Annotated in this window: 8 protein-coding genes; 6 read left to right on the forward strand and 2 right to left on the reverse strand. The window is 63.4% G+C overall.

Annotation, left to right across the window (positions count from 1 at the left end; genetic code table 11):
* Window positions 1-39 precede the first annotated feature (39 nt).
* The 3 genes from ACVIIV_RS32135 to ACVIIV_RS32145 all read left to right on the forward strand — a co-directional run bounded on the left by ACVIIV_RS32135 (window position 40) and on the right by ACVIIV_RS32145 (window position 4,482).
* The gene (locus ACVIIV_RS32135; protein ID WP_456747763.1) at window positions 40-1,275 is read left to right on the forward strand and encodes a putative DNA modification/repair radical SAM protein; all 1,236 of its coding nucleotides are present in this window, start codon (window positions 40-42) and stop codon (window positions 1,273-1,275) included.
* The gene (locus tag ACVIIV_RS32140; RefSeq protein ID WP_456747764.1) at window positions 1,275-2,717 is read left to right on the forward strand and encodes a UdgX family uracil-DNA binding protein; all 1,443 of its coding nucleotides are present in this window, start codon (window positions 1,275-1,277) and stop codon (window positions 2,715-2,717) included. The genes ACVIIV_RS32135 and ACVIIV_RS32140 overlap by 1 nt, the downstream gene beginning before the upstream one ends.
* A gap of 136 nt (window positions 2,718-2,853) precedes the next feature.
* Window positions 2,854-4,482 (forward strand): inorganic phosphate transporter, encoded by a 1,629-nt coding sequence (locus tag ACVIIV_RS32145; RefSeq protein ID WP_456747765.1) that lies wholly within the window; start codon window positions 2,854-2,856, stop codon window positions 4,480-4,482.
* Window positions 4,483-4,654: 172 nt separating this feature from the next.
* Here ACVIIV_RS32145 and ACVIIV_RS32150 read toward each other — a convergent pair whose 3' ends face one another.
* The gene (locus ACVIIV_RS32150; RefSeq protein WP_456747766.1) at window positions 4,655-5,827 is read right to left on the reverse strand and encodes a M20 aminoacylase family protein; all 1,173 of its coding nucleotides are present in this window, start codon (window positions 5,825-5,827) and stop codon (window positions 4,655-4,657) included.
* A gap of 195 nt (window positions 5,828-6,022) precedes the next feature.
* On the opposite strand from ACVIIV_RS32150, the gene ACVIIV_RS32155 reads away from it, so the two are divergent.
* From ACVIIV_RS32155 to ACVIIV_RS32165, 3 genes are read left to right on the forward strand one after another with little or no spacing between them, the layout of a single operon-like run.
* Window positions 6,023-7,924 (forward strand): toll/interleukin-1 receptor domain-containing protein, encoded by a 1,902-nt coding sequence (locus tag ACVIIV_RS32155; protein WP_456747767.1) that lies wholly within the window; start codon window positions 6,023-6,025, stop codon window positions 7,922-7,924.
* Window positions 7,925-7,942: 18 nt separating this feature from the next.
* Window positions 7,943-9,568 (forward strand): GMC family oxidoreductase, encoded by a 1,626-nt coding sequence (locus ACVIIV_RS32160; RefSeq protein ID WP_456748878.1) that lies wholly within the window; start codon window positions 7,943-7,945, stop codon window positions 9,566-9,568.
* 13 nt (window positions 9,569-9,581) lie between these two features.
* The gene (locus ACVIIV_RS32165) at window positions 9,582-10,493 is read left to right on the forward strand and encodes an alpha/beta fold hydrolase (RefSeq protein ID WP_456747768.1); all 912 of its coding nucleotides are present in this window, start codon (window positions 9,582-9,584) and stop codon (window positions 10,491-10,493) included.
* A 38-nt stretch (window positions 10,494-10,531) separates the two neighbouring features.
* Here ACVIIV_RS32165 and hpnO read toward each other — a convergent pair whose 3' ends face one another.
* Window positions 10,532-11,923 (reverse strand): aminobacteriohopanetriol synthase HpnO, encoded by a 1,392-nt coding sequence (gene hpnO, locus ACVIIV_RS32170; RefSeq protein ID WP_456747769.1) that lies wholly within the window; start codon window positions 11,921-11,923, stop codon window positions 10,532-10,534.
* Between the last annotated feature and the right edge of the window lie 48 nt (window positions 11,924-11,971).

An 11,971-nucleotide genomic window follows, 5' to 3' on the forward strand; every position in this document is an offset into this window, starting at 1 on the left:
GGGCTAGGGATTCATAAGTTGAATCAAAGGGATTCCGGGATGGACGTACAACGCAAGCTGGAAATCCTGGCGGACGCCGCCAAATACGATGCGTCCTGCGCCTCCAGCGGCACCGAGAAGCGGGATTCCAGCGATCGCAAGGGCATGGGCTCGACCGCGCCCGGCATGGGCATCTGCCATTCCTACGCGCCGGACGGTCGCTGCATCTCGCTGCTCAAGGTGCTGCTGACCAACGCCTGCAATTACGACTGCCTCTATTGCGTCAACCGCACCTCCTCCAACGTGCCGCGCGCCCGCTTCACCATCGAGGAGGTGATCAAGCTCACGCTCGACTTCTACCGGCGCAATTACATCGAGGGTCTGTTTCTCTCCTCCGGCATCATCCGCAGCCCTGATTACACGATGGAGCAAGTGGTGAGCGTCGCGCGCAAGCTGCGCGAGGAGCATCACTTCCGCGGCTACATTCACCTGAAGACCATTCCCGAGGCCGACGACGCGCTGATCGCGGAAGCGGGCAAATATGCCGATCGCCTCTCCATCAACATCGAGATGCCTGAGGAGACGAGCCTGAAGCAATTCGCGCCGGAGAAGGACGTCCGCGCGATCCGCCGCACCATGGGCCGGTTGCGGCTGAAGCTGGACGAGACCGAGGAAGACCGCAGCGCGAAGACGAAGGCAAAACCGCAGCGCTTCGCGCCGGCCGGACAGAGCACGCAGATGATCGTCGGCGCAGATAGCGCCTCCGATCACACCATTCTCCACACCAGCGCCAATCTCTACGGCGCCTACCGGCTGCGGCGCGTCTACTACTCCGCGTTCAGCCCGATCCCCGACGCCAGCCGCGCCCTGCCCCTGCGTGCGCCGCCGCTGCTGCGCGAGCACCGGCTCTACCAGGCCGACTGGCTGATGCGGTTCTACGGCTTCGACGTCGGCGAGATCGTCGACGACAGCGCGATGCTGCCGCTCGACATCGATCCCAAGCTCGCCTGGGCGCTGCGCCATCGCGACCGCTTCCCGCTCGACGTCAACCGCGCCAGCCGCGAGGAACTGCTGCGCGTGCCGGGCTTCGGCACCAAGGCGGTCGAACGCATCATCGCAACGCGGCGCACCACCACGATCCGCCTCGCCGATCTCGCGCGGCTGCACGTGCCCCGCAACAAGGCGCTGCCGTTCATCATCCTCAGCGATCACCGCCCCTCACCGCATCGTCTCGATGCCGCCGGGCTGATCGAGCGGTTCAAGCCGAAAGCAACGCAACTGGGATTTGGCTTCTGATGCAGTACATCACCCTCGACACCGAAACCGATTTCGACGGCTGGCGCAAAGCCGCACGTTCGCTCGTGCTCCATCATGTGAATCCCAACGATGTCACCTGGACCGTGCAGGGCGGCGAAGCGGAGTTGTTCGCACCGCCCGCGCCGTCTCCGATCGTCGAGGCGAACGACGGCACCTTCAACGTATCAGCAAAATTCGTCGAGCTCGCCAAGGCCGCAATCCTGCATCGCGATATCAAGCGTTTCGCGATCCTCTATCGCCTGCTCTGGCGATTGAAGGACAATCACGACCTCATCGAGGTCGCGACCGATCCTGATGTCGCGCAGGTCACGGCCATGGCGAGAGCGGTCTATCGCGACGAGCACAAGATGCATGCCTTCGTCCGCTTCCGCGAGATCGGCCGGGAACGCCAGGCGCATTACGTCGCCTGGTTCGAGCCGGAGCATCACATCGTCGAGCTTGCCGCGCCGTTCTTCGCCAAACGCTTTGCCGACATGCCCTGGTCGATCCTGACGCCCGATCTGTCCGCGCATTGGGACGGCCACGCGCTCTCGTTCACGCCGGGTGTCAGCAAGAGCGAAGCACCGGGCGAAGACCGGCTGGAAGAGACCTGGCGGCGCTACTACGCCAGCATCTTCAATCCGGCCCGGCTCAAGGTGAAGGCGATGCAGGCCGAGATGCCGAAGAAATATTGGAGGAACCTGCCCGAGGCCTCGATCATTAAGCCCTTGATCGAGGACGCCGAGCGTATGACCGGCGCCATGATCGCCAATGCCGCAACCGATCCGCACAAGCCTCAGAAGCGGCCGGAGGCTCCGATGAAACGCAAGCTTGCTGCCGACGATCTCGAAGCGCTCCGCGGGGAAGCCGCCCATTGCCGCGCCTGCCATCTCTACAAGGATGCGACGCAGACCGTGTTCGGCGAGGGCCCGAAGAACGCCAACATCATGCTGGTCGGCGAGCAGCCCGGCGACAAGGAAGACCTCGCCGGCCACCCCTTCGTCGGTCCGGCCGGCCAGATGCTCGACCGCGCGCTGGAGGAAGCCGGCGTCGACCGCAAGAAGGTCTATGTCACCAACGCGGTCAAACACTTCAAATTCGTGCCGCGCGGAAAGATCCGCCTGCACCAGAAGCCGAACACGCCTGAGATCCGGGCGTGCCGGCAATGGTATGAGCGGGAAGTTTCGGCAATCCAGCCGGATCTCATCGTGGCGATGGGCGCCACCGCCGCGCAAAGCGTGTTCGGCAAGATCACTCCGATCGGCAAGAACCGCGGCCGGCTCCTAGACCTTCCCGACGGACGCAAAGCGCTCGTGACGGTGCATCCGTCCTATCTGCTGCGGCTGCCCGATCCGGAAGCCAAGGTGCTGGAGTATCAGCGCTTTGTCGAGGATTTGAAGATCGCCGCCGGCTTGCAGAAGAAGGCCGCACGAGCTGCCTAAGGACTGGCAGGGAAACGGCATACTGGCAGGGAAACGGCATACTGGCAGGAAAACGGCTTTCACGCCTTGGTTGTCATCCAGCCTTCAAGTCCATCGCGGACAATACCCTTACCTGAAAGCTAAGGGGCGTCCAGACATGACCGATGTTGCATTCGACCGCGCGGTAGCAGATCCCGCGCCGATCCAGCCGGCCTCGCGGCCAAATCTCGACAAGGGCTTCAATCCGCTGACGATGATCCTATTCTTCGGCATCCTCGCCGCGGGCCTGCTGTTCGTCGCCTACAGCATCTATGTCGACGTCAACGCCACCGGCATGCGGGTGACGACCTACCTGCCCTATATCCTGTTGTTCGTTGCGCTCCTGATCGCGCTCGGTTTCGAGTTCGTCAACGGCTTCCACGACACCGCCAATGCGGTGGCGACCGTGATCTACACCCATTCGCTGCCGGCCGAAGTCGCGGTGATGTGGTCGGGCTTCTTCAACTTCCTCGGCGTGCTGCTGTCCTCCGGCGCGGTCGCCTTCGGCATTGTTTCGCTGCTGCCGGTCGAGCTGATCCTCCAGGTCGGCTCCAGCGCCGGCTTCGCCATGGTGTTCGCGCTGCTGATCGCCGCGATCCTGTGGAATCTCGGCACCTGGTTCTTCGGCCTGCCCGCCTCCTCCTCGCACACGCTGATCGGCTCGATCATCGGCGTTGGCGTCGCCAACGCCGTCATGCGCGGCCGCGACGGCACCTCGGGCGTCGACTGGACCAAGGCGACCGAGATCGGCTACGCGCTGCTGCTGTCGCCTCTGTTCGGCTTCATCTGCGCCGCCACGCTGTTGCTGCTGCTCAAGTTCATCGTGCGCAACCCGGCGCTCTATTCCGCGCCCGAAGGCAACAAGGCGCCGCCGCTCTGGATCCGCGGCCTGCTGATCGCCACCTGCACCGGCGTCAGCTTCGCGCACGGCTCGAACGACGGCCAGAAGGGCATGGGCCTGATCATGCTGATCCTGATCGGCACCGTGCCGACGGCCTACGCGCTCAACCGCGCGCTGCCGGAATCCCAGGTCGCCCAGTTCCAGAAGACTTCCGAGGCCGCCTCCAAGGTGATTTCGGCGAAGGGCGCCGGCCACAGCATCATCGGCGATCCGCGCCCCGCGGTGACGCAGTACATCACGCTGCGCCACATCAACGAGGGCACCTATCCCTCGCTCGCCGTGCTGGTGAAGGAGGTCGGCGATCAGGTCGCCAAGTACGGCACGCTGAACAAGGTGCCGGCGGAAGCCGTGGGCAACACCCGCAACGACATGTACATGACCTCGGAAGCGATCCGGTTCCTGATGAAGGACAAGGAGAACGATCTCAACAAGGAGGAGATCGCGACCCTGAACGCCTACAAGGGCTCGCTCGACGCCGCCACGAAGTTCATCCCCAACTGGGTGAAGATCGCAGTCGCCATCGCGCTCGGCCTCGGCACCATGATCGGCTGGAAACGAATCGTCATCACGGTCGGCGAGAAGATCGGCAAGTCCCATCTCACCTATGCGCAAGGCGCCTCGGCCGAGCTCGTTGCCGCGGCCACGATCGGCGCCGCCGACGTGTTCGGCCTGCCGGTCTCCACCACGCATGTGCTGTCGTCGGGCGTCGCCGGCACCATGGCGGCGAACGGTTCGGGCCTGCAATGGTCGACCATCCGCAACCTGCTGATGGCCTGGGTGCTGACGCTGCCCTGCGCGATCATGCTGTCGGCCACGCTCTATGTGATCTTCTCGCGGATGTTCTGAGGAGACCGATAACTCTAAAGCGTATGGCCGGGCTTACGCCCGGCCATTTGCATTCAGCTTGTCATTCCGGGGCGGCTCGAAGAGCCGAACTACGGTGCGCAATTGCGGACCGGAGAATCTCGAGATTCCGGGTCTGGTCCTGCGGACCCTCCCGGAATGACGACGGAGACCTTTAAGACGCCGCGAGCTGTTCCTCGACCAGCTTGACCCAATACGACGTGCCGTAGACGATCGCCTCGTCGTTGAAATTATAGGCGGGGTGATGCAGGCCGGCGCTGTCGCCGTTGCCACAGAAGATGAAGGCGCCGGGCCGCGCTTCCAGCATGTAGGCGAAATCCTCGCCGCCCATCAGCGGCGCCATCTCATGCACATTGGCCTCGCCCGCGACCTGCGTGGCAATGCGCCGCGCCACCTCGGTCTCCGCCGCATGATTGTTCACGACGGGATAATTGCGCTTGTAGCGAAGGTCGATCTTGGCGCCGGTGATCTGTGCCACGCCTGCCACGACTTCATGCACGCGCTTCTCGACCAGCTTGCGTACCTCCGGCGACAGCGTGCGGATGGTGCCTCTCAGCGTCGCGGTCTGCGGAATGACGTTGCGGGCGTTGCCGGCGTGGAATTCGCAGATCGAGATCACCGCCGATTCCAAGGGATCGACGCTGCGCGCGACGATCGACTGCAGCGCCGTGATCACCTGCGCGCCGACCAGCACGGAATCGACGCATTTGTGCGGACGCGCGGCGTGGCCGCCGACGCCTTCGATCATGATGTCGACCTCGTCGGTCGCCGCCATGATCGGACCCGGCCGGATCGCGAACGAGCCGATCGGGATGCCCGGCCCGTTGTGCATGCCGTAGACCTGCTCGATGCCGAAGCGCTCCATCAAGCCGTCCTTGACCATGGCCGCGCCGCCGGCGCCGCCCTCCTCGGCCGGCTGGAAGATCACCACGGCATCGCCGGCAAAATTGCGGGTCTCGGCGAGATAGCGGGCGGCCCCCAGCAGCATCGCAGTATGGCCGTCATGGCCGCAGGCGTGCATCTTGCCGGGGGTCTTGGAGGCGTAAGGCAGATTGGTCTGCTCCTCGACCGGCAGCGCGTCCATGTCGGCACGCATGCCGATCACCTTGAGCCCCTCGCCGGCCGGTTTGCTACCCTTGATCACGCCGACCACGCCGGTCTGGCCGAGGCCGGTCACGACCTCGTCGCAGCCGAACTCGCGCAGCCGGTCCGCCACGAATGCTGCGGTGCGGTGGACATCATACAGCAGCTCGGGATGCTCATGGATGTCCCGGCGCCAGGCCTGAATATCGGGGTGGAGGTCGGCGACGCGGTTCACGATGGGCATGGAGGATCTCAAGCCTTGTTAGGAATGCAGGACTGTCTACCATGCAAGCGTCGGTCCACCTAATAATCGCGCCCACAAGTCGAAATCGCGTGATCGTCTCGGACCCGAAGGGGCTGGGTCCAGGCTTTGGTTTCAATGGCAAATCCGGTTGCAGTACGATCCTAGTACCACTGGCTCGACTACTGAGGTTTTGAAATGGCAAGTGCTGATATTCAGCAGTTTGGCGACCCCGATCCGGTTGTATCAGAGAGGGCACTGGAGCGGTTGGCCGCCCAGGGCCCTGAAATCATCAAGGAACTACTTCCGCTTGATCTCCCTTGGCCCAACCGCCCCTGGCATGCGAGGGGCCGGCTCGTCAGGCTCTGCGAAAGACTGAGTCCCGCAATCGTTCCGCATCTGCTTGAACTAATCAAAACTGGTGAATGGCACGCCAAGATTGCGAGCTCGCCCTGCTTCAGAGCGTTCGCCGGGAACAATCGTGTAGGCGGGGCAATCCTCGGCCTCATAGACTCGAACGATATCGACGTCCGACGGCTGACGATTGAGGCTCTCGGGTATGCCGCCTATGACGGCAGTTACGAAATCATCCAAACGGCCCGCTACGGGAATTCCGGCCCCGTCAATTCTTATCCGCCGCCAGTCAGCAAATACTACATGGAGAAATTTGCGTTCTACGCCATTCAAGCCTTGTTGCGCATATTTGCCAAGTCGGGCAACGGGTTCTTACTGGACCAGTGCCAAGAGCTGATTGCCGACTTCCAGAAATACGTTCGCGAGGAGGAGTTCGGTTGGGACATCGACCGGATCATGCGCGAACTCGAGCCGGTTGCAGCTGATGCCTTGATCAAAAAATGGCTTGAGGGCAGCAACGAAAAATACAAGAACCACGCATTGACGGGTCTATCTCACCTCCGGCTGCGCCGCACCTTGCCCGTCGTCGCAAGGTTTCTCGGACGGGCAGGCACCGACGTTGCGGCAGGAATTGCCCTCGGCGATACGGTGCATCCTGACGCAGGTCGCCTTGTAGCCAGTGCCATCGGCGATGGCGTCGCAAGCTCAGGCGTCACGTGGGCCCTGAGCACGCTCTACGCCCTGAAGATCGATTGGCCGGATTGCTCGCCGATCGTAGCGTCGGTCGTGCACAGTGACGATGAAGTCGGAGCGCAGATGCGCTATTCGTTGGCTCTTCGGCGCGACAAATCCGTGCTGAAGGAGCTTGAGACGGGTCTCAACAGTCATCAAGGTTGGATTCGAAGTGTTAGTGCAATCGCTCTTGTCCGCCTCCTCGGCGCCGAAGCCGAGCCTCTGCTGAGTGGTCGCGAGCACGAGACATCAAGTTCTGACGAAAAACTTCTGGTATTGGCTGCCCTGATTCATATGGGCCGGCACGATCTTCTCGATCAACTCGATCTCGTCGCCCGACAGCACGACTTTACGCTTTTGCGTCCAATCTGGAAACGCGAAGTGCTGGCTGCCTTCATCGTCGCAAGCCCGCTGGGCGACAGGCGTCCCGCACTTTGGGCGGAAATCGCGAAGGAGGATCTTGGTCGAGTCGAGCAGGATCTTCGAGCACTCGGGGTTCAGATCAACGGCATCGACGAAAAGAGTAAGGCGGCGGCCCTGCCGGCGCCAACGGAACCCGTCACCAGGGTGTTCGTAAGCTACAGCCACAACGACCGGAGCTGGTTGAAGACATTCCAGGTAGCGCTGAAGCCTCTCCTCAGGAAAGGAACAATTGATCTCTGGGATGACACCCGCCTAAAACCGGGGACCAACTGGAAGAATTCCATCGACCTCGCCATGAAGGAGGCTAACGTCGCGCTACTACTCGCAAGCCAAAATTTCCTGAACTCCGATTTTGTCGTGCAGCATGAGTTGAAGACGCTGCTGACCGCAGCGCAGGCTCGGGGGGTGGAGATCGTGTGGGTCGCGATCGACCACGCCCTTTATGAAGAAACTGAATTGGCCGCACTCGAGGCAGCCAACGATCCGCAGATTCCGCTCGTCGACCTAACCAAGACGCAACGGCAGAAAGAAGTGGTCCGTATTTGCAGGTATGTTCGCGACTTGGCGAATCATCAAACACCTACGACTTGAGAGATCAATCACTTGCTCATGAAATCATCGCGCAGGCTCGAAGGGGAGTTTGACTACATCGTCGTCGGGGCCGGCACGGCCGGCTGCATCGTCGCCAACCGGCTCTCGGCCAATCGCAACAACCGCGTCCTCGTCCTCGAAGCCGGAGGCGATGACAACTGGATCTGGTTCCACATCCCGGTCGGCTATCTCTTCGCGATCGGCAATCCCCGTTCCGACTGGATGTTCAAGACCGAGGCCGAGCCGGGTCTGAACGGCCGCGCGCTGGCCTATCCGCGCGGCAAGGTGATCGGCGGCTGCTCGGCGATCAACGCCATGATCTCGATGCGCGGCCAGGCTGCCGACTACGATCACTGGCGCCAGCTTGGGCTGACCGGCTGGGGCTATGACGACGTGCTGCCGCTGTTCAAGCGGCTCGAGGACCACTTCCTCGGCGCCAGCGAGCACCACGGCGCCGGCGGCGGCTGGCGCATCGAGGCGCCGCGGCTGTCCTGGGATGTTCTCGACGCCGTGGGCGATGCCGCCGAGGAGATGGGCATCAAGCGCATCCCGGATTTCAACACCGGCGACAACGAAGGCACCAGCTATTTCCACGTCAACCAGAAGCGCGGACGGCGCTGGTCCTCGGCGCGCGGTTTCCTCAAGCCGGCGCTGAACCGCCCGAACTTGCGGCTCGAGAAGCACGTGCTGGTCGACCGTCTCATCATCGAGCAGGGTCGCGCCGTCGGCGTGCGCTTCGTCCAGAACGGCGAGATCATCGAGGCGCGGGCGAAACGCGAGGTGGTGCTCTCGGCAGGCTCCATCGGCTCGGTGCAGGTGCTGCATCGCTCCGGCATCGGCCCCGCCGACTGGCTATCGCCGCTCGGCATCGACATCGTCATGGACAAGTCGGGTGTGGGGCGCAATCTCCAGGACCATCTCCAGCAACGCGCGATCTACAAGGTCGAGGGCGTGCGCACGCTGAACGAGACCTATTACAATCTGTTCCGCCGCGGCTTGATGGGACTGGATTACGCCTTCCGCCGCCGTGGGCCCCTCACCATGGCGCCGTCGCAGCTCGGCATCTTCACGCGCTCCGATGCGACGCGGGCCCGCGCCAACATCCAGTTCCACGTGCAGCCGCTGTCACTCGACAAGTTCGGCGATCCCCTGCACCGCTTCCCCGCGATTACCGTGAGCGCGTGCAATCTGCAGCCGACCTCGCGCGGCACCGTGCGGCTGCGCGCGGCAAGGCCTGATGAGAAGCCGATCATCGCGCCAAACTACCTGTCGACCGACGATGATCGCCAGGTCGCCGCCGACGCCATCCGCACCACGCGACGCCTGATGCGGCAGAAGGCGCTAGCCAAATACCGGCCGATCGAATATCTGCCCGGTCCCACGGTCGGCGACGACGATGCCTCGCTCGCGAAGGCCGCCGGCGACATCGGAACCACGATCTTCCATCCCGTCGGCACGGCGAAGATGGGCGCAGCGAACGATCCGATGGCGGTGGTGGACGAGCGGTTGCGCTTCTACGGCCTCGACGGCCTGCGCATCGTCGATGCCTCGATCATGCCGACGATCACGTCGGGCAACACCAACACGCCGACGGCGATGATTGCGGAGAAGGGGGCGACGATGATCTTGGAGGATGCGAAGTAGCATACCACCTCACATGATCATCCGGCACTTTTCAATCGCCCCCGCCGACGCAGAGATTGCCATGCTGCAATGGGGCGACAGCGGCAACCCGCCCGCTCTCCTCGTGCACGGCACCGGTTTCGTCGCCGACGTCTGGGACGAAGTCGCACGCGAACTCGCATCGACCTACACCGTCTATGCGCTCGACCGCCGCGGCCACGGCGCGAGCCACAAGCCCGGCGCCTATCATTTCCTGGACTATGCGGAGGACGTCTGCCGGGTCATCTATGCGCTCGATCTCCGCGACATCTACGGAATCGGTCACAGCGCAGGTGCGACCGATCTCCTTCTCGCGGCGAAACTCTTGCCCGGTCGCTTCACACGCCTGTTCGTGATGGAGCCGACCATCATGGATCCGCGCGCGGCGCGCTCCGGGGGATTGAGCGAGGAATCCCGCGCCCGCGTGCAGGGCACGCTGCGCCGGCGGGCTGAATTCGACAGCGCCGACGCCGTGTTCGCGCGCTACCGCGAAGCGCCGGCGTTTGCGGATTGGACCGAGGCCTCGCTGTGGGCCTATGCACGCCACGGCTTCACGACGCTCGATGACGGCCGCGTGCGGCTCTGCTGCACGCCCGAGATCGAATCCGCGATCCTGCTTCCGATCTATGAGGCGATGGAGCAGGTTTACACTGGCGATGCCCGCGGCAATCCGTTTGCCTCGCTTTCCGAGATCGACTGCCCCGTGCGCGTCACGACCGCTGCGAAGTCGGGGCCGATCTATAAGGAGATGGCCTCGCGCGCCGTCTCGCTGATTCCGCGCGTCAGCACGCAGGTTTTCGAGGGTGCCGGGCATTGTGTGGCGCAGGAAATGCCGGAGCGCGTGGTGGAAGCCGTGAGAAATTTCGCGAAGTCAGTCGCAGGCCCCGAACGCAGCGCAGCACCATGAGCGCGTTCACGCGCATCATCGTCCCTTGACGGACGAAGTCAGGCCGACCGTCTCACCGCGTTGTCCACCAGGGTCTTGCCGAGCGACCAGATCGCACCGGGAACCTTGTGGCTGCCGGCGATGACGTCGTCGAACGCTTTCTCGATCCAGCTGCAGTCTTCCTCGGTGATGGTGAGCGGCGGCAAGAGCTTGATGGTGTGGCTGCCGTGGCCGGCCACTTGCGTCAGGATCTTGTGATCCTTGAACAGCGGCACGGTGATGAGCTGGCAGAACAGGCCCTTATTGGCGGTCTCCAGCACGTTCCAGGAGGCCCGCAGGCGCAGCGATTTCGGCGGGCCGAACTCGATGCCGATCATCAGGCCCTTGCCGCGGACTTCCTTGAGCAGCTCGTAGCCCGGCACCATGCGCGTCAGCGCGAGGCGCAGCTCTGCACCGCGCTTGGCGGCGGCCTCGATCAGCTTCTCCGATTCCATCACGTCGAGCGTGGCGATACCCGCGGCCATGGCGAGATCGTTCTTGGAGAAGGTGGAGCCGTGCACCACCGCGCGGTCCATTTGGTTGAAGATCTTGTCGAATATGCTCTTGCGCGTCAGCACCGCGCCAACAGGCACGTGGCCGCCAGAGAGCGACTTCGACAGCAGCACCATGTCGGGCTCGACGTTCCAGTGCTCGACCGCGAGGAAGCGGCCGGTGCGCCCCATGCCGGTCTGGATCTCGTCGGCGACGAACAGCGTGCCGTATTTCTTGCAGAGCGCGGCCGCGCCGGGCAGGAACTCGTCGGTGGGCATGTTGACGCCCTTGCCCTGGATCGGCTCGACGACGAAGGCCGCGACCTCGCGCGAGGCCAGCGCCTTTTCCAGCGCGGCCAGATCGTTGAACGGGATCGGGGTGCAGCCCGGCAGCAGCGGCTCGAAGCCGGTGCGGAAATTCGAATCGCCCGTGAGCGACAGCGCGCCGTAGGTCAGGCCGTGATAGCCGTGGGCGCAATAGACGATGCCGGGACGGCCGGTGGCGCCGCGGGCGAACTTGATGGCGGCTTCGACGCATTCGGCGCCGGAATTGGCGAAGAACGCCTTGTCGAGATAAGGAACGTATTTCAAGAGGCGCTCGGCCAGCACGCCGGCGAGCGTCGAGACGTCGAACTGGACGAGGTTGGGCAGGTCGGCATCGAGCACGCTCTTGAGCGCCTCGCGCATGACCGGATGATTGCGCCCGATCGCAAACACGCCAAAGCCGGACAAAAGATCGAGGTAGCGCGCGCCCTCGCGGTCGTAGAGGTACTGCCCCTGCCCCTTCTGGAAGCCGACATCGTAGCCGATGGTCTTGAGGACCCGAACGAACTGCTCGTTCAGATACCGATTATGCAGGGCGCTGCGCTGGGCCTGCCGGTCCGCGAACAGCTGAGACATGTCTGGATTTGGACTGTGCATCCGCTACATACTTCGGTTGAGGGCCGTCTCGTCAACTGAAAACCGGAC

Source organism: Bradyrhizobium sp. USDA 4354 (assembly GCF_054060315.1).